This is a genomic window from Burkholderia mycopellens (assembly GCF_964265025.1).
GTDB lineage: Bacteria > Pseudomonadota > Gammaproteobacteria > Burkholderiales > Burkholderiaceae > Burkholderia.
Genome location: NZ_OZ183802.1, coordinates 925,253 through 943,109, shown reverse-complemented (window position 1 = coordinate 943,109; position 17,857 = coordinate 925,253). Strand labels below are relative to the sequence as shown.

Below are 17,857 nucleotides of genomic sequence, written 5' to 3'. Positions count from 1 at the left end.
TTTCGCCGCGTCCGGCATCGGCAATCGCTATCGGTCCGTGCCGTCCGTGTCTATGCTTCGTGATACGTCGGGCGCGGGCCCGTTCCGCCAGGGTCCGGCCAAGACCAAGCGTCGATGCACAAAATGATATAGTCCCGGTTACATTTTTTTGCTGCCCGGAATCGCCCATGACGACCGCTCCCGCCCCGACTGCCCGCCCGACCCTCACCGTCGAAATCTGGTCCGACCTGATCTGCCCGTGGTGCTGGATCGGCAAGCGCCGCTTCGACGAAGCGCTCGCCGCGTTCGCGCACGCCGACCGCGTCGACGTCGCGCTGCGCGCGTACCGGCTGATGCCCGGCCAGCCCGTCGAGCCGGTCGAGGCGATGCTCGCCGGCAAATACCGGATGGCGCCCGCGCAGGTCCACCAGATGCTGCGCCAGGTGACCGATGCGGCCGCGAGCGTCGGGCTGCGCTACGACCTGCCCGGCACGCTCGTCGGCGATACGCTCGACGGCCACCGGCTCGTGAAGCTCGCGGAATCGACCGGCCGCGCGCACGCGCTGACCGAGCGGCTGTACCGCGCGTATTTCTGCGAGCATGGCTCGCTGTTCGATCACGCCGAGCTGACCGAATTCGCGGTCGAAGCGGGGCTCGAGCGTTCGGCCGTCGAAGCCGTGCTGCGCAGTGACTTGTACCGCGACGAAGTCGAAGCCGACATCGCGCGCGCCGAGCAGATCGGCGGGCGCGGCGTGCCGCTGTTCGTGTTCGGCGGCCGCTACGCGGTGTCGGGCGCGCAACCGGCCGATGCGTTCGCGCAGGCGCTCGACCAGGCGTGGCGCGACGGCATCGTCGAACTCGACGGCGGCGACGCGGCCGCATGCGGCCCTGACGGCTGCGAACTGCCGGCGCGCTCGTAACGCGCGTCGCATCCATCGCGCGCGTGCCGACCAGACGCGCGACCCCGCTTCGCTGCTGCCACAAACCGGCAGGAAACCCGCGCGGACGAGGTCTACAATGCATCCCTTCGAATCACCATCGGAAGGCTGCAAGCCCATGACCCACGGGATTCACGGCGAGAAGCGCTGGTACGCGCTGATCGTGCTCTGCCTCGGCGTGCTGATGATCGTGCTCGACAGCACGATCGTGAACGTGGCGCTGCCGTCGATCAGCACCGACCTCCATTTCACCGAGACGGCCCTCGTGTGGGTCGTCAATGCGTACCTGCTGACGTTCGGCGGCTGCCTGCTGCTCGGCGGCCGGCTCGGCGACCTGTACGGCCAGCGGCGCATGTTCCTCGCCGGCCTCGTCGTGTTCACGCTCGCGTCGCTCGCGTGCGGCCTCGCGCCATCGCAGACGATGCTGATCGCCGCGCGCGCGGTGCAGGGGCTCGGCGGTGCGGTCGTGTCGGCCGTTTCGCTGTCGCTGATCATGAACCTGTTTACCGAGCCCGGCGAGCGCGCGCGTGCGATGGGCGTCTACGGGTTCGTCTGCGCGGGCGGCGGCAGCATCGGCGTGCTGCTCGGCGGCCTGCTGACGAGTTCGCTGTCGTGGCACTGGATCTTCCTCGTCAACCTGCCGATCGGCATCGCGGTCTATGCGATGTGCGTCGCGCTGCTGCCGCGCGTACGCGCGCCGGCCGGCCCCGCGCGGCTCGACGTCGCGGGCGCGGTCACCGTGACTGCGTCGCTGATGCTGGCCGTCTACGGGATCGTCGGCGGCAACGAAGCCGGCTGGCTGTCGACGCAGACCGTCGCGCTGATCGGCGCGGCCGTCGCGTTGCTCGCGCTGTTCATCGCGATCGAGGCGCGCGCCGCGCACCCGCTGATGCCGCTCTCGCTGTTCGCCTCGCGCAACGTCGCGCTCGCGAACGCGATCGCCGTGCTGTGGGCGGCCGCGATGTTCGCGTGGTTCTTCCTGTCCGCGCTGTACATGCAGCGTGTGCTCGGCTACGGGCCGTTGCAGGTTGGCCTCGCGTTCCTGCCGGCGAACCTGATCATGGCCGCGTTCTCGCTCGGACTGTCCGCGCGGATCGTGCTGCGCTTCGGGATCCGCGGCCCGATCGCGGCCGGCCTGCTGATCGCGGCCTGCGGCCTCGCGCTGTTCTCGCGTGCCCCGGCGGACGGCGGCTTCGTCTGGCACGTGCTGCCCGGCATGACGCTGCTCGGCATCGGTGCGGGTATCGCGTTCAACCCGGTGCTGCTCGCCGCGATGAACGACGTCGATCCGGCCGATTCCGGGCTCGCGTCGGGGATCGTCAACACCGCGTTCATGATGGGCGGGGCGCTCGGCCTGGCCGTGCTCGCGAGCCTCGCGGCCGCCCGCACCGACGCGCTCGCGGCCGCGCAGGCCACGCCGCTCGACGCACTGAACGGCGGCTACCATGCGGCCTTCGCGTTCGGCGCGGCGTTCGCCGCCGCGGCCGCGCTGATCGGCCTTGCGCTGCGCATCCGGCGGCTGGATGCGGTTGAAGGCGTCGGCCCCGCGATGCACTGACCGGCAGCCGGCGGCGCCCACCGCCACCGTCGAACCGGGGCGCGCACCGTCGCGCCCTTTTTTACGCGTGCCGGGCCGGCACGCGCGCCCGTTCCATCAGGCGTCTCGGACCGATCGCCGCGAGGAGGCCTGCTACCCCGCCCCGCTCCGCTCAAACGCCTGTTTTACGTCAGGCCGGCCGCCGGCCGCACGGGCCTTCGCGGCCGATTTTTAACGCAGTCGTACATCCACCCGCCACATTTGCGACAATGGCGGACTTTGACGCGCGCGCAGCGGCCGCGCGCCGCCGCCGAACGCCGCATAACCGCCTGCTTCCGATGTCGCTTCCCCATATCGATCTGCTGTACTCGTTGTCCGGCCTGTTCGTCGGCATCCTCGTCGGCCTGACGGGCGTTGGCGGTGGTTCGTTGATGACGCCGATCCTCGTGCTGCTGTTCGGCGTCCACCCCGCAACGGCGGTCGGTACCGACCTGCTGTACGCGGCCGCGACCAAGGCCACCGGTACGCTCGTCCACGGCCTGAAGGGTTCGATCGACTGGCGCATCACGGGCCGGCTCGCGGCGGGCAGCGTCCCGGCCGCGGCCGTCACGCTGTGGTGGCTGCATACGCACGGGATGAACGCGCCGGGCACCGCGCGCATGATCCAGCTCGTGCTCGGCGTCGCGCTGCTGCTCACGTCGCTCGCGCTGATCTTCCGGCCGCAGCTCGCCGCGTTCGCCGCGCGCAACCCGCTCGCACCGAGCCCCGCGCGCACGCTGTGGTCGACCGTGCTGACGGGCGCCGTGCTCGGCGTGCTCGTGTCGATGACGTCGGTCGGCGCCGGCGCGATCGGCGTGACCGTGCTCCTGCTGCTGTATCCGGCGCTCGCGACCACCCGCATCGTCGGCTCCGACATCGCGCACGCGGTGCCGCTCACGCTCGTCGCGGGCATGGGCCACTGGCTGCTCGGCTCGGTCGACTGGTCGATGCTGCTGTCGCTGCTGCTCGGCTCGCTGCCCGGCATCGTGCTCGGCAGCCTGTTGTCGGCGCGCGCGCCCGAGCGGCTGCTGCGCAACCTGCTCGCCGCGACGCTCGTCGCGGTCGGCATCCGGCTCGTGCTCGCGTAACACGCGACGCGAACGCCGCGTCCTCGACGGTTTGACGCCATTTCGCTGCCGGCGCATGACGCGCCGGCGCATCGCCCGCCACTCATGAAAACAGCCCGACCGGCCTGCGCCGATCGGGCTGTCGTTCATCCGGGGCGGCGCAAGCCGCCCTCGGCGCTTACTGCCCCTGCTGCTGCAACTTCTGCTGCTTGAGCTGCTGCGTGCGCATCTGCAGCTTCAGCACGCGCTGCAGCGCAGTGCGGTTGGCCAGGATGCCGTCGTAGAAGTTGGCGAGATCGCCCTTCAGCGCGGTCCGCGACGCGTCGTTCAGGTAGATCATGTGGCCCGACGGGTAGTTCTTGATCGTCAGGTTCTGCGCCTTGAGCGTCGGGTCGAGCGGCATCTGCGCGAGCGTCAGCTCCGTCTGGTGGAACGGCGTGACGGCGTCGAAATAGCCGTTCGCCGACAGCACCTTCAGGTCCGGGTTCACGCTCATCGTCGACGCCAGGTCGCCGGCCGTGTACAGCGTATTGCCGCCGCCCTTGTTCGCGCCGGTCGGGTCCGTGTGGCTGAAGTCCCAGTTGTTGAAGACCTGGTCGTTCAGGTCCACGAACGACGACGTCGACGTGTACTTGAGGTCGGTGTTGATGTAGCTGTTCCACAGCACCGTGTACGCGCCGCCGACATTCGTGATCGACGGATCGTTGCTGCCCGAGTTCGGCAGGATGTACGGCGCGATGCCCTTGCCCGTGAAGTTCGCGCGACCGTCGTACTGGCCGATCTGCGTACCCGGCACGAGCGTCAGGAAGAACGTGTACGGCGGGTTGTCGTCCGACGACGGCACGTTGCCGAGCGCCGCCGGGTTGCCGAAGGTCTGGATCAGCGACGTCGGATCCGTGCCGATGTACGAACCCATCTGCTGCGCGGTCTGCAGGTTCAGGTTCAGGCGGACGTTCACGAAGCCGCCGTCCTGCGGGTTCGGCTTCTGCGCCAGCGGCGCGAGCGTGTTGTCCGCGTAATTGCGGGCCTGGACCATGTACGCGTCGAGATCGGTCGGCGTCGGGTTGAGCGTGGTCTTCTTCCAGTAGAACGCATCGGCCGCGAGCGTCGGGAACGTGCCCGGCGCGGACAGCGCATTCGCGTAGTCGAGGATCGACGACTGCAGCGTGATCCCGTTGAGGTCGATGCCGTCCTCATGCAGCACCCACGACACGACCGCGCTGCGCGCGGTGCCGTACGACTCGCCGTACAGGAACTTCGGCGAATTCCAGCGCGAGTACTTGGTCAGGTAGCGCTGGATGAAGCGGTCGATCGAGCGGGCGTCCTGGTCGGTGCCCCAGAAGTCCTTGTTCTTCGCCGGGGCGATCGCCGCCGAGTAACCGGTGCCGACCGGGTTGATGAACACGAGGTCGGTGCGGTCGAGCAGGCTGTCCGGGTTGTCGAGCAGCTTGTACGGCGCGGGCGGCGTGAAGTTCGGGAACGACGACTGCAGGCGCTTCGGCCCGTACGAGCCGAGCAGCAGGTAGACCGACGACGAGCCGGGGCCGCCGTTGTAGAAGAACGTGACCGGGCGCGGCTTCGACGGGTCCGGATTGTCCTGCGTGTACGCGACGTAGAACATCTTCGCGTTCGGCGCCGACGTGGTCGGGTCGATCGTCGTCAGGTGGCCCGTGGTGGCCGTGTACTTGATGGACTTGCCGCCGATCGTGACCGTACGGTGCACGACGGCTGCCCCTTCCGTGGCATCCGTGACCGCGTCGTTCGGCCCGGTGCCGTACACGTCGTTGTCGACGTACGGCTGGTCGGCCGCCGCGGCCGTGGTACTGGTGTTCGCCGACGTGCTGGCGCCGGCCGACGTCGCGGCCGCGGCGGCGGCCGAAGCGGCGGGGCTCGACCCGTCGTCGCCGCCGCACCCCGTGACGAGCAGCGCCGCGGCCGCGGCGGCGGCGAGCGGCACGCTCAGTGTCGTTCCGAATAGCGCGAAACCGTCTTTCAAGGACTTCCGTGTCGTCATTATTGCCTCTCGAACAGAACGATAAATACCGCCGGCCGCAAAGGATCATTTGCGCCGACGCTCCGCACCAGGAATGCATTCGTTATGCGACGCACTCCGAGTTTTTTACCGAATCAGCGAATGCCGATCGGCATGATTTACCCCACCCATATTTTTTTGCGACCGCACAATGGAATCAATTCCATTGCGAACGACAATTCAATAATCCGCAGCCAGACGAATTCATTGCGCGAATTTGCATCCGCACAAAATCGACGGCAAACACATGCCCCGCCAGGCCCGCCAGACCAGGGCGCCTCGCTTCGAACAGACGAACAATCCCCCTCGGCGAGATGCCGATTAATCGCAAAACGACGATCAATCGCGACTCGAGCCGATTTAATAAAATCGAAAGGATCGATTAACTAAACGGAAAGGAATATCTCGTATCTGGAATTTATTAAATTAAGTTAAAATACCGGCGCATATTAGGGTCCTGATTTACCGCCGTAAAGTAATAATTTGTTACAGCGCTCGCCATTCAAAAAAAAGGCACCACGGGACCGATTCCACGGCGCCCAAACGAAAAAGCCGGACGACTGTCCGGCTTCGTGACGGCGGCGCGGCGGGTGCCGTCAGAGCGGCACGTCGATCGCGCCGGCGCCGACGGTGATCGCGTTCGCGCCCGGCGCGGCCGAGATCGACGGCAGGTTCGCGCTCATCAGCGCGGGCGCGGCGCCCGGCGTGCCGCCGCGCGGCACCGTTCGGATCACCTGCGACGGCGGCAACGGCGCGCCGTTCTTCAGGTGCTTCCACATCAGGTTCAGCGCCTGCAGGTTGTAGTAGTGAACCGGCACGAAGCGCGTGTCGAAGCCCGGCACCGGCAGGAACGCGTCGAAGTGCTGGCCGTTCGTCACCTCGTAGAACACGAGCTGGCTGCGTCCGCCTTCGCTGATGCCGTTCTGCGCGACGTACGCGCGCGAAGCGTGGTTCACGGGCACGAGCGCGTCGCTGCGGCCCTGCACGATGATCGCCGGCTTGCCCTGCAGGTTCGCGTTCACGCGCACCGCGTCGACGTTCGCGGGCATTCCGAGCATCCCGTTCGTCCAGAGCTGGCGCAGGCACAGCGCACCCGCAAAGCTCGCATCGGGCGTCGCGAGCCGGTGGTCGACACCCGCGCCCGTGTTGAACACGAGGTCGATGCCGGCCGTCGGGGGCACGCCGTTGCCGACGCCGAACACGGCCGGCATCGGCGACGTGGCGGGCGCGGCCACGGCACCCGTCGCCGGGTTCGTCGTCGCGAAGCTGAAATTGCACAGGTTGTCGGTCACGCGCGAGCGCGTGTACGCGTTCGCATAGGTCACCGCGATCGCCGGAATCGCCTGCGAATCCCACATCGGTGCCTGCAGCAGGTCGGAATCGGCGAGGTAGCCGGCCGCGTGAAGCTGCGCGAGCGCGTCGGCGGCCTGGCTTTGCGTATCGGCGCCCGACACGAGCCCGGCCGCGGCGAGCGTCGCGCAGCGCTGGGTGCGGATCGACTGCGTGGTCGCCGCCGGCAGCGCACTCAGGTACGGCGCGCCGGCGAGCGACGCCGATGCCGCCGCGCACGGCTCCAGCAGGTTCGCGAGCGTCGCGTAGTCGGCCAGCGGCCGGCCGAACGACGGCACCGGCTGGCCGCCCGAGCGCACGACCGCGTTCGGCGCCATCCGCACGTTGATCTGCGGCTCGCCGACCACGACCGCGGTGATCCAGCCGCGGTTATCCTGCTCGGCCGCCGCGAGCGACGCGCCGCCGCCGTTGCTGACCGACGCGGCGATCGTCGTGATGTCGCCCGCGCGATAGCGCACGCCGTGATGCGAGCCGTCGATCAGCGGCCCGAACTGCTCGTTGAGCGCCCAGTACGCGAACTCGACCGACTGCAGCGTCACGCGCCCCCAGTCCTGCTCGGGATTCTGCTGCGAATGCGCGTGCTTGAATGCGTAGCGGTTCGGGAAGCGGGCATTGTACGTGGCGAGATCGCCGCTGGTGACGTTCGCGGTGAACAGGCTCGCGGTGCCGGCCAGCACCGCGTTGGCGAGCGTGCCGTCGATCAGCGTGATGGTGTCCGACATGAGTTCGTGCGCGCCATTGCCGCCGCCCTTGTCGTTATAGGCGACCGCGCAGCCGCGCTTGAGCGCCCATTCGCCGGCCGCGGAAATCGCGCCGTATACGCCGCGCGAGCCCGACGACGTCGCGGTGACGATGCACGGCTGCGCGGGATCGAAGCTGGCGGGCACCTGCACGAGCAGCGTGACGTTCTTGCTGCCGCTGCCATCGTCGGAGTACGCGAGATATTCGGTGCCGGGGATCTTGCCTTCGCCGAGCGTGTCGTTGCCGTCGAGGTCGACGTTCGGCCCCCAGAAGCGACCGTAGCCGCCGTTCGCGCTCATGTCGACGAGCGCGCGGTAGTTCGACCAGATCGCGAGACGGCGCAGCTCGGCGCTCGTCGGCCGGGCGGCATTCGCAAAGCCGGGGGCGCTCGCCGAGCCGAGGCCCGTCTTGCCGAGGCCGGCCGTCAGCAGGTCGTCGCTCGTGCCGTCATAGGCCGTCGTGCGCACGTTGCCGGACACGAAACCGGGCAACCGGTTGCGCTCGGCCGACTCGTCGCCATTGCAGGCGCCGAGTATCGCGACCGCGGCCAGCGCCGCGCCGAAAACCATCCGCCTGCCCCACCCGAGCCTCGTCATCGCCGCCCTCTCGATATCGTTATCGGTCCGCCACCGCTTCGTGCGGCTTGCGGCCTCTCAAGCGCAAACGGGCCCCGGCGTACCGGGGCCCGCCTGAAAACGGGCGCATGCGGCGCTCACGCGCCGCTGCCCGGCATCACTGCTGCTGAACCGTCAGCTTGTTCGTGACCGACGTCACGCCCTTCACGCCCTTGGCTGCGGCTTCGGCCTTGTCGATCTGATCCTGGGCCGGCATCGTGCCTTCCAGCGTGATCGCGCCACCCTTCGAGCGCACGACGAGGTTCGACACGTTCACGCCGGATTCCTTCGAAATCGCCTTGCGCACCGCGTAGCCGAGCTTGCGGTTCGCCTTCTTCGCGGTTTTCGCGGCGGCCTTCGGCGCGCTGGTCGCGGCCGCGGGCGCTTCCATTGCCGCGGCATCGCTCGACTGCGCATACACGCTGCCCGACAGACAGGCCGCCACGGCGGCGACGCCCAACGCTCTCAACACGATCGACTTCATGCTATCTCCTTATCACTCCGGAACGGCCGTGCACAGTACGGCCGAATACCCCCAAAAACAGCCGGCCCGCGCGCGAACGGGCGGGACAGCCGGTGTTTTCCACGGCGATACGAGAGAGGCAAGGCGGGCTGGCGGCCGGCGCACGCGAAAGCGGGCCGGCCGCGCCGGACAGCCGCCGGCCGGACGCGCCCGGTCTGCTTGCGTGCCGGGTCGCGCACAAATCGGGCGCGGCTGCGTCGCACAATGTAATCCAGCGCCCGCGGAAGCGCAAAGTTTTTGACGCGGGGCCGCCCGCCGCTGTCGCCGCGGGGCCGCGCCGGGCCGCCCCACTCGCGCACGCACGGCGAAACCGGGTACCATCGCCGCGAGCATCGGCATCGTCCATGACAACCGTCCGGCCGTCACCGATACGTCACGCCAGCGTCATCCGCCGCCCCCATGAAGCCAGTCCGCCCTCGCCCGCCCCGCCGCATCCTCGCCCGCTTCGTCGCGGTGTCGTGGCGCGACCTCGCGCTGTCGATCGGCCCCACCGTGCTGCTCGCGGCCGCGGCCGTCTGGCTCGCGGTCAAGCTGATCCAGCCGGCACCGCCGTCCACGCTCGTGATCTCGGCCGGGCCGCCCGGCAGCACATACTGGAACGCCGCGCAGAAATACAAGACGATCCTCGCGAAGAACGGCGTCACGCTCGACGTCCAGTCGTCCGAAGGGTCCGCCCAGAACCTCGCGCGGCTGTCGAACCCGAACGCGCCGGTCGACGTCGGCTTCGTGCAGAGCGGCATCGGCCCGAAGGAGCGCGACGAACACCTCGTGTCGCTCGGCAGCATCGGCTACGTGCCGCTCGCGATCATGTATCGCGGCCCGGTCGTCGCGCGCCTGTCCGACTTCAAGGGCAAGCGGCTCGCGCTCGGCGCGGAAGGCAGCGGCGCGCGCGAGCTGAGCCTCGCGCTGCTGAAGATGAACGGCATCGTGCCGGGCGGCTCGACCGAACTGCTGCCGACCGCCGGCGAGGACGCGGCCACCGCGCTGCTCGACGGCAAGATCGACGCGGCCTTCCTGTCCGGCGACTCGACGCAGATCCCGGTGATGGCGAAGCTGTTCCGCGCGCCAGGCGTGCATGTGTATTCGTTCACGCAGGCCGAGGCGTACGCGCGGCGCTTTCCGTACCTGACCGCGATCACGCTGCCGATGGGGGTCTACGATCTCGGCCGCAACCTGCCGCCCGCCGACATCCACACGGTTGCGCCGACCATCGAACTCGTCGCGCGCGATTCGCTGCACCCCGCGCTGTCCGACCTGCTGATCGAGGCCGCGCGCGAGGTGCACGGCCACGCGACGATCCTGCAGCACGCGGGCGAATTCCCGTCGTCCGTCACCCGCGGGTTCCCGCTGTCCGACGATGCCGCGCGCTACTACAAATCAGGCAAGACCTTCCTGTACCGGCGGCTGCCGTTCTGGGTCGCGAGCCTCGTCGACCGGCTGCTCGTCGTGGTCGTGCCGCTGATCGTCGTGCTGATCCCCGGGCTGCGGCTCGTGCCGTCGCTGTACGGCTGGCGCGTGCGTTCGCGCATCTACCGCTGGTACGGCGCGCTGATCGCGCTCGAGCGCAGCGCGCTCGGCGAACACACGGCCGAGGAACGCGTGCAGTTGCTCGACGAGCTCGACGACATCGAGGAAGCCGTGAACCGGATGAAGATGCCGCTGGCCTATGCCGGGCAGTTCTACGTGCTGCGCGAGCACATCGGCTTCGTGCGCGAACGGCTCACCGCGCACGACCAGGACACGCCGGCGGCCCCGCCTGGCACCAGCGGCCAGCCGCAGGCACGCGCCGACGCGGCACCGACACCGGCCGGCGATCCCCCCCGGGCGACTCCCGGTTCCGCGTGAGCGGACGATCCGCGATCATTGCCGCATGCGCGCGCCGCCGCGTAACATGAAGGCCGCCGCCAGGCGCCGCACGCCCCACCCTCTGGAGATCGTCATGACAACCGGCCTCGACACCGCCCAGCCTGCCTGGTTCTTCGACTTCGTGTCGCCGTTCTCCTATCTGCTGCTCGAACAGCACGACAAGTGGCCGGACGTGCCGTTCGAACCCATCGCCGTGTCGCTGCTCGACCTGCAGCGCCACTGGGGCCAACGCCCTAGCGCGGACGTGCCGGCCAAGCGCGTGTTCACGTACCGTCACGCGCTGTTTCGCGCGGAGCAGCTCGGCATCCGCTTCAAGATGCCGCCCGCGCACCCGTTCGATTCCGACAAGGTGTTGCGCCTCGCGATCGCGCTGCGCGCCGATATCGCGACGGTGCTGGAGATGTACCGCTTCATCTGGCGCGACGGCAACGATCCGTCGACGCCGGAAGGTTTCGCGGCACTGTGCGAGCGCGTCGGCGTCGGCCATGGCGACGAGCTGATCGAATTCGAGGAGACCACCGCGCAACTGGCCCGCAACAACGCCGACGCGATCGCGCTCGGTGTGTTCGGCGTGCCGACGTTCTGGATGAACCAGCAGCTGTTCTGGGGCGAGGACGCGCTGCCGATGGTGCTGTATTGCGCACGCACGCCGAACTGGCTCGAATCGCGCGAGGTCAAGCGGATCAGCACGCTGCCGAAGGGCCGTGTGTGATGGCCGGTATCACGCACGCCAACGCGCGGCTGCGGTAAGGTTACGCTTCACCCGAATCCCCCCAACGATGGAAGAAGACGACCGTACCGCCTCGCTCGATATCTGGCTCGTGCGCGTGTTGCGCACGCTGCTGCTCGAGCGCAGCGTCACGCAGGCCGCGCTGCGGCTGAACCAGACCCAGCCCGCGATCAGCACCGCGCTGCGCAAGCTGCGCGAGACGCTGAACGACCCGATCCTCGTGCGCGGCAAATCCGGGATGGTGCCGACCGAATACGGCGCGTCGCTGCTCGAGGCCGCGCAGCGCGCGCTGCGCGAGGTCGACTTCATCGCGACGCCGCACGGCGACTTCGATCCGTCGTCCGCACGGCGCACGTTCCGCGTCGCCGCCCCCGATTACCTGAACGATTTCTTCATGCCGACGCTGATCGAGCGCTTTCGCGACGCGGCGCCGCATGCCCATCTGGAAATCGATTCGCTGAATCCCGCACTCGATCACGCGGGCGCACTCGAATCGGGCGCGCTCGATCTCGTGATCGGCAACTGGCCGAAGCCCGATCCGCAGTTCGCGCGCCAGGACCTGTTCTCCGACACGATCGTGTGCCTGATGCGCGATGCGCACCCGCTCGCACGCGTGCCGCTCACGCGCGAAGCGTACGCGTCGGCCGCGCACGTCGCGCCGACGCCGTACACCGGCGACAAGCGCAATGCGATCGAGATCGGCCTGGCCCGCGCGCGCCTCACACGGCGCATCGTGACGACGCTGCCGTACTTCGGGATCGTGCCGCAGGTGCTGCTGCAGTCGGACCTGATCTTCACGACGACGCGCCGCTTCGCGACGCACTATGCGCAGTTGCTGCCGCTCGTGGTCGTCGCGCCGCCCGTGCCGTTCCCGCGCATCAAGAGCTACCTGCTCACGCATCCGCAGCCCGACCGCCCGACCGACATCGCGTGGCTGTGCGCGCTGATGCAGAGCGTGTCCGACGAGTTGACGGTTCCCCGCAGCCGCAGGCGCTGAGCCGCGGCACACGACGGGGTGCGGCCGCTCAGGCCGTGCAGAAGGTTTCCTGCAGATGGGTCCAGCGCACGATGCCCGCCGCGTCGCGCTCGAACACGGCGGTTGCACGGCGCGCGGGCAGCTCGCCCGAAGCCGCGTGCTGTGCTTCGAGATAGGTGAGCGTCGCATGCGACGCGCCGCTCGCGAGCACGCGGGTGTCCGACAGCGAGATGCGCAGTCCCGGCTTCGCGCCGGCGAGCTTCGCGAACAGCGCGCGCGTACCGTCATGATCGACGACACGGCCGTCGGTCAGGATCATCGTGAATTCAGCGGAAAACGCGGCGAGCAGCGCATCGAGCGCCTCGGGCGCGGTATCGACGCCGGACAGCCAGCGCTCGATGGCGACGAGGCTGGCATCCAGCGCGTCGAGATAAATCTGGTGATCGGACATGGTGGTGTGCACGGAAAGGCGCGGCCCGGTGCCGCGCGTCGTCGTGCAGTGTATGCAAAAACGCGCGGCCGTGCCCCCAGGGGCGGGTCCAGCTAATCACGGGCTTGCGCCGGCCCCACGAATGATTTTCTCCAAACGGGGGAGCGTGCGCTGCCCACTCCGCGTTACCGCGAGCAGGACACGTCGTCGCGCGCACGCCCCGAAGCGACGGCCTTCGCATCGGCCACCGGCATGCCCGAGCGCGCCTGCAGCAACTCCGCGCACACGGCCACCGCGATCGCGCCCGGCGCCTTGTCGACGATGCCCGCGACGCCGATCGGGCACACCATCTCCACGAGCCGCGCCGGATCGACGCCGCGCGCGGCAAGCCGGCGCTCGAACTTCACGCGCTTGGTGCGCGAGCCGATCATCCCGAAGTACGCGTAGTCGCGCCGCCGCATGATCTGCGCGGCGAGCGAGAAGTCGAGCGCGTGGTTGTGCGTCATCACGAGGAAGTACGCGCCGGGCGGCGCGGCGTCGACGACGGCCTCCGGCGTGTCGGTCGGCTCCGGCTGCACGTTCGGCGGACATTCGTCCGGGAACAGCTCGTCGCGCGTGTCGACCCACTGCACGACGCACGGCAGCGCGCCAAGCAGCGTGACCAGCGCGTGACCGACGTGCCCGGCGCCGAACAGCACGATGTGCATCGGCGCCGGCGTACCGGTCGCGCGGTTGCGCTGGCCGGTGCCCTGCGCGAACGCCGGGGTTGACGCGCTGCGGAGCGTGCGTGCGGGGCCGTTCATGCCAGCCTCCGCCGGGCCGCCCGAAGGAGGCCGACCGCCCCCACGAAGGGAGCCGTGCACGGGACCGGAGTACGCGCTGAAGCGCCAATTCCGGTCGACAGCGAACGAAGCGAACGTGGGGGCCGTTTCATCTCAGACAGCCTGCGCGGCGCGTGCCGCTCGCACCGCGCCGATCGCGCGCAGGATCGACTCGCCGGTGGCCGGCGCGTCGAGCGGCGGGTTCACCGTGTAGTCGCCGACCGCCGCGATCGCGTCGCGCACCGCGAAGAACACCGAGAACGGCAGCAGCAGCGGCGGCTCGCCGACCGCCTTCGAACGGTGGATGCTGTCCTCGACGTTGCGGTTCTTGAACAGTTGCACGTTGAATTCGGGCGGCGTGTCGTTCACCGTCGGGATCTTGTACGTGGACGGCGCATGCGTCATCAGCTTGCCGCCCTTGTTCCACCACAGCTCCTCGGTCGTGAGCCAGCCCATCCCCTGGATGAACGCGCCCTCGACCTGGCCGATGTCGAGCGCCGGGTTCAGCGATGCGCCCACGTCGTGCAGCGCATCGACGCGCAGCGTGCGCATCTCGCCCGTGAGCGTATCGATCACGACTTCCGACACGGCCGCGCCGTACGAGTAGTAGTAGAACGGCCGGCCTTGCAGCTTCGACTGGTCCCAGTACAGCTTCGGCGTCGCGTAGAAGCCGTCGGACCACAGCTGCACGCGCGCGAGGTACGCCTTCGCGATCACTTCGCCGAACGGAATACCGTTGCCACCGACCCACACGACGTCGTTGCCGAACTTCACGTCGGCCGCATCGACCTTGCCGTCGCCGAACTGCTTCGCCGCGAACACCGCGAGCCGCTCGCGCAACTGCCGTGCCGCGTCCTGCGCGGCCTTGCCGTTCAGGTCCGAGCCCGTCGACGCGGCCGTCGCGGACGTGTTCGCGACCTTGCTGGTGTCGGTCGCCGTCACGCGGATCCGGCCGAAGCGGATGCCGAGCTCGTGCGCGACGACCTGCGCGACCTTCGTGTTGAGCCCCTGCCCCATCTCCGTGCCGCCGTGGTTCACGAGCACCGAGCCGTCGGTGTAGATATGCACCAGCGCGCCGGCCTGGTTGAAGTGCGTGACGTTGAACGCAATGCCGAACTTCACCGGCGTGATCGCGATGCCCTTCTTCAGCACCGTGTTGCGTGCGTTGAATGCGCGCACGCCCGCACGCCGCGCGCGGTAATCGCTCGTCGCTTCGAGTTCGCCGAGCAGCTCGGGCAGCACGTTGTCCTCGACCGTCTGCCCGTATGGCGTAACGTTGCGTTCGGTCTTGCCGTACAGGTTCGCATAGCGGACGTCGAGCGGATCGCGACCGAGCGAACGCGCGATGTCGTCGAGGATGTACTCGATCGCGAACGCGCCCTGCGGGCCGCCGAAGCCGCGGAACGCGGTGTTCGACTGCGTGTTGGTCTTGCCGCAATAACCGGCGATATCGACGTCGCCCAGCCAGTACGCGTTGTCGAAGTGGCATACCGCGCGCGTCATCACCGGGCCCGACAGGTCGGCCGAGAAACCGCAGCGCGACGTCATCTCGAGCGCCACGCCGTCGATGCGGCCGTCGTCGTCGTAGCCGACGTCGAAGCGGTAATGGAAGTCGTGCCGCTTGCCGGTGATCAGCATGTCGTCGTCGCGGTCCGGACGCAGCTTCACCGGGCACAGCAGCTTCCACGCCGCGAGCGCCGCGCAGCAGGCGAACAGGCCCGACTGCGATTCCTTGCCGCCGAACCCGCCGCCCATCCGGCGGCATTCGACGAGCACGTTGTGCGACGCGACGCCGAGCACGTGCGCGACGAGGTGCTGCATCTCGCTCGGGTGCTGCGTCGAGCAGTACACGTGCATCCCGTCGTCGTCCTTCGGCACCGCGTACGCGATCTGCCCTTCGAGGTAGAACTGCTCCTGGCCGCCGAGCAGCATTTCGCCCGACTCGCGGTGCGCAGCGACGGCGAGCCGCGCGGCCGCGTCTCCGCGCGCGAGCTTCAGCGGCGGGATCACGTAGGTTTCGGCCGCGCGCGCTTCCTGCGCGGTGAGGATCGCCGGCAGCTCCTCGTAGTCGACCTGTGCGCGGCGCGCGGCGAGCCGCGCGGTTTCATGCGACGTCGCGACGACGATGAACATCGGCTGGCCGACGAACTGCACGATGCCCTTGGCGAGCACCGGGTCGTCGTGGATGATCGGGCCGCAATCGTTGACACCCGGGATGTCGTCGGCCGTGAACACGGCGACCACGCCCGGCGTCGCGCGCACCGCGTCGAAGTTCATCGACACGATCTTCGCGTGCGGCTTCGCCGACAGGCCGAGCGCCGCGTGCAGCGTGCCCGCGACGATCGGGATGTCGTCCGTGTAGGTGGCACGCCCGCTCACGTGCAGATGCGCGGATTCGTGCGCGCGCGATACGTGGACCTGCGCGGCGTCGGCTTGCGGGTCGAGGGTGCTCAGGAACGGTTCTGCTTGCTGGTTCATGTTCGGTGTTCTCCGTCTTCAGACGCGCGCCGCGTCGGTGCCGGGTTCGGCGGCCACTTCACGCACATTCAGCGCTTGCGGCGGCAGCGGGTCATGCGGGCGCGTCTCCAGCCAGAAGCGAACCATCAGGTTCTTCGCGGTATCGAGGCGGTACGTGCTCGTCGCGCGCATGTCGGACAGCGGCTGGTAATCGCGCTCGAGCGCCTGCATCGCGGCCTGCGCGGTGGCTTCGTGCCACTGCGCGCCGTCGAGCACGGCTTCCGTGTGCGCTGCACGCTTCGGCGTCGCGGCCATCCCGCCGAACGCGACGCGCGGCTCGCGGATCGTGTCGCCGTCCGCGATGAACGCGAACGCCGCGCACACGGCCGAGATGTCGGAGTCGAAGCGCTTCGACAGCTTGTACGTGCGGAACTGCAGCTTCTCGCGCGCGCCGGTGCGGGTCGGCACCTTCAGCCCGACGACGAATTCGTGCGGCGCCATGTCCTTCTGCTGGTAGCCCGTGTACAGCGCCTCGAGCGGCAGCTCGCGCACCGTGTCGCCGCCGCGCAGCACCACGCGCGCGCCGAGCGCGATCAGGCCCGGCATCGAATCGCCGATCGGCGAGCCGTTCGCGACGTTGCCGCCGAGCGTGCCCGCGTTGCGGATCGGCAGCGATGCAAAGCGCTTCCACATCTCGGTCAGTTCCGGATACTGGCCGGCCAGCGCCGCATATGCCTTCTCGACCGTCACGCCCGCGCCGATCTCGATCCAGTCGCCGCGCTCCGCGATGCGTTGCAGTTCGGCGATCTGGCCGACGTAGATCAGGTCGTCGAGCCGGCGCATCTGCTTGGTGACCCACAGGCCGATGTCGGTGCTGCCCGCGAGAATGCGCGCGTCGGGCCGCTCGACCTTCAGCGCGGCCAGCGCGTCGAGCGTGCGCGGCGCCGCGAAGCGCGCGCCGTCGATCGTCGTGTAGTCGAACGTCTCGTCGCGCTTGAGCGACGCGAGCGTGCGGGCCAGCGCGGCCGTGTCGACCGGTGCCGACGGCGCCGGGGCGTCGAACATCTGCACGGCCGCATCGACGATCGGGCGATAGCCGGTGCAGCGGCACAGGTTGCCGGTCAGCGCATCGGCGATTTCGGTACGCGTCGGCACGTCCTTCGCCTTCGCGCACGTGCCGGCGCTGCCGCAGCCTTCGTGGCCGTGCTTCTCGTACAGCGCCCACATCGACATCACGAAGCCAGGCGTGCAGAACCCGCATTGCGAACCGTGGCAATCGACCATCGCCTGCTGCACCGGATGCAGCGCACCGTCCGGCTGACGCAGGTCCTCGACCGTCAGCAGCGCCTTGCCGTCCAGCGTCGGCAGGAACTGGATGCATGCGTTGACGGCCTTGAACTCGACCGCGCCGGCGTCGGTCAGCTCGCCGACGACGACCGTGCACGCGCCGCAGTCGCCTTCCGCGCAGCCTTCCTTGGTGCCGGTGCAATGCGCGTCCTCGCGCAGGTACTGCAGCACGGTGCGGGTAACGTCCGCGCCGCTGACTTCGCGGATCGCGTGACGATGGTAGAAGCGGATCGGCTCACTCATGTCTCGATGTTTCTTCAAATGGGGGCAAGGCGGCGTGCGCAGTGCGCTTGACCGACGTTTTTCTGACAGTTTGCACGCTATCACCATCAAATTCCTCAACCCATAGCCCATCACGCATGGGGCCCATATAACTGCCGCGATATGAGTGCCGGGGCCGCCCGGCGGCC

At 68.8% G+C, this 17,857-nt stretch carries 13 protein-coding genes; 6 read left to right on the top strand and 7 right to left on the bottom strand.

The window, feature by feature from the left end; translation table 11 throughout:
- Nucleotides 1-167: 167 nt before the first annotated feature.
- From ACPTTC_RS04405 to ACPTTC_RS04395, 3 genes are all read left to right on the top strand, one after another.
- Nucleotides 168-899 carry a DsbA family oxidoreductase gene (locus ACPTTC_RS04405; RefSeq protein WP_423391664.1) on the top strand — a complete coding sequence of 244 codons (732 nt, stop codon included), beginning with the start codon at nt 168-170 and terminating at the stop codon, nt 897-899.
- A 136-nt stretch (nt 900-1,035) separates the two neighbouring features.
- Nucleotides 1,036-2,475, top strand: a complete 1,440-nt coding sequence (locus ACPTTC_RS04400) for a DHA2 family efflux MFS transporter permease subunit (protein WP_423391663.1) — start codon at nt 1,036-1,038, stop codon at nt 2,473-2,475.
- A gap of 317 nt (nt 2,476-2,792) precedes the next feature.
- Nucleotides 2,793-3,581 (top strand): sulfite exporter TauE/SafE family protein, encoded by a 789-nt coding sequence (locus ACPTTC_RS04395; protein WP_226195487.1) that lies wholly within the window; start codon nt 2,793-2,795, stop codon nt 3,579-3,581.
- 157 nt (nt 3,582-3,738) lie between these two features.
- Here the strand turns inward: ACPTTC_RS04395 and ACPTTC_RS04390 are convergent, their stop codons facing one another.
- From ACPTTC_RS04390 to ACPTTC_RS04380, 3 genes are all read right to left on the bottom strand, one after another.
- Nucleotides 3,739-5,574, bottom strand: coding sequence for a S10 family peptidase (locus tag ACPTTC_RS04390; protein ID WP_423391662.1), 1,836 nt, complete (start codon nt 5,572-5,574; stop codon nt 3,739-3,741).
- Between the two features lie 614 nt (nt 5,575-6,188).
- Entirely contained in the window at nt 6,189-8,279 is a 2,091-nt protein-coding gene (locus ACPTTC_RS04385; protein WP_423391661.1) for a D-(-)-3-hydroxybutyrate oligomer hydrolase, read from the bottom strand.
- A gap of 136 nt (nt 8,280-8,415) precedes the next feature.
- On the bottom strand, nt 8,416-8,781 hold the full coding sequence (locus tag ACPTTC_RS04380; protein ID WP_175957974.1) for a BON domain-containing protein: 366 nt from the start codon (nt 8,779-8,781) through the stop codon (nt 8,416-8,418).
- Between the two features lie 438 nt (nt 8,782-9,219).
- On the opposite strand from ACPTTC_RS04380, the gene ACPTTC_RS04375 reads away from it, so the two are divergent.
- From ACPTTC_RS04375 to ACPTTC_RS04365, 3 genes are all read left to right on the top strand, one after another.
- The gene (locus tag ACPTTC_RS04375) at nt 9,220-10,665 is read left to right on the top strand and encodes a TAXI family TRAP transporter solute-binding subunit (protein ID WP_423391660.1); all 1,446 of its coding nucleotides are present in this window, start codon (nt 9,220-9,222) and stop codon (nt 10,663-10,665) included.
- A gap of 94 nt (nt 10,666-10,759) precedes the next feature.
- Nucleotides 10,760-11,398, top strand: coding sequence for a DsbA family protein (locus ACPTTC_RS04370; RefSeq protein WP_226195483.1), 639 nt, complete (start codon nt 10,760-10,762; stop codon nt 11,396-11,398).
- Nucleotides 11,399-11,465: 67 nt separating this feature from the next.
- On the top strand, nt 11,466-12,413 hold the full coding sequence (locus tag ACPTTC_RS04365; RefSeq protein WP_423391659.1) for a LysR family transcriptional regulator: 948 nt from the start codon (nt 11,466-11,468) through the stop codon (nt 12,411-12,413).
- A 28-nt stretch (nt 12,414-12,441) separates the two neighbouring features.
- On the opposite strand, the gene ACPTTC_RS04360 is transcribed toward ACPTTC_RS04365, so the two are convergent.
- The 4 genes from ACPTTC_RS04360 to xdhA all read right to left on the bottom strand — a co-directional run bounded on the left by ACPTTC_RS04360 (nt 12,442) and on the right by xdhA (nt 17,690).
- The gene (locus tag ACPTTC_RS04360; protein WP_423391658.1) at nt 12,442-12,843 is read right to left on the bottom strand and encodes a polyketide cyclase; all 402 of its coding nucleotides are present in this window, start codon (nt 12,841-12,843) and stop codon (nt 12,442-12,444) included.
- Nucleotides 12,844-13,007: 164 nt separating this feature from the next.
- Entirely contained in the window at nt 13,008-13,625 is a 618-nt protein-coding gene (xdhC, locus tag ACPTTC_RS04355) for a xanthine dehydrogenase accessory protein XdhC (protein WP_423391657.1), read from the bottom strand.
- A 132-nt stretch (nt 13,626-13,757) separates the two neighbouring features.
- On the bottom strand, nt 13,758-16,121 hold the full coding sequence (xdhB, locus tag ACPTTC_RS04350) for a xanthine dehydrogenase molybdopterin binding subunit (RefSeq protein WP_423391656.1): 2,364 nt from the start codon (nt 16,119-16,121) through the stop codon (nt 13,758-13,760).
- Between the two features lie 18 nt (nt 16,122-16,139).
- Nucleotides 16,140-17,690: a xanthine dehydrogenase small subunit gene (xdhA, locus tag ACPTTC_RS04345; RefSeq protein WP_423391655.1), complete on the bottom strand. Its 1,551-nt coding sequence runs from the start codon at nt 17,688-17,690 to the stop codon at nt 16,140-16,142.
- Between the last annotated feature and the right edge of the window lie 167 nt (nt 17,691-17,857).

Coding starts and splice junctions, on each gene's coding strand:
- ACPTTC_RS04375 (WP_423391660.1), top strand. CDS start 9,220: ATGAAGCCAGTCCGCCCTCGCCCGCCCCGCCGCATCCTCGCCCGCTTC.
- xdhC (WP_423391657.1), bottom strand. CDS start 13,625: ATGAACGGCCCCGCACGCACGCTCCGCAGCGCGTCAACCCCGGCGTTC.
- ACPTTC_RS04395 (WP_226195487.1), top strand. CDS start 2,793: ATGTCGCTTCCCCATATCGATCTGCTGTACTCGTTGTCCGGCCTGTTC.
- xdhB (WP_423391656.1), bottom strand. CDS start 16,121: ATGAACCAGCAAGCAGAACCGTTCCTGAGCACCCTCGACCCGCAAGCC.
- ACPTTC_RS04400 (WP_423391663.1), top strand. CDS start 1,036: ATGACCCACGGGATTCACGGCGAGAAGCGCTGGTACGCGCTGATCGTG.
- ACPTTC_RS04365 (WP_423391659.1), top strand. CDS start 11,466: ATGGAAGAAGACGACCGTACCGCCTCGCTCGATATCTGGCTCGTGCGC.
- ACPTTC_RS04380 (WP_175957974.1), bottom strand. CDS start 8,781: ATGAAGTCGATCGTGTTGAGAGCGTTGGGCGTCGCCGCCGTGGCGGCC.
- ACPTTC_RS04370 (WP_226195483.1), top strand. CDS start 10,760: ATGACAACCGGCCTCGACACCGCCCAGCCTGCCTGGTTCTTCGACTTC.
- ACPTTC_RS04390 (WP_423391662.1), bottom strand. CDS start 5,574: ATGACGACACGGAAGTCCTTGAAAGACGGTTTCGCGCTATTCGGAACG.
- ACPTTC_RS04405 (WP_423391664.1), top strand. CDS start 168: ATGACGACCGCTCCCGCCCCGACTGCCCGCCCGACCCTCACCGTCGAA.
- ACPTTC_RS04385 (WP_423391661.1), bottom strand. CDS start 8,279: ATGACGAGGCTCGGGTGGGGCAGGCGGATGGTTTTCGGCGCGGCGCTG.
- ACPTTC_RS04360 (WP_423391658.1), bottom strand. CDS start 12,843: ATGTCCGATCACCAGATTTATCTCGACGCGCTGGATGCCAGCCTCGTC.
- xdhA (WP_423391655.1), bottom strand. CDS start 17,690: ATGAGTGAGCCGATCCGCTTCTACCATCGTCACGCGATCCGCGAAGTC.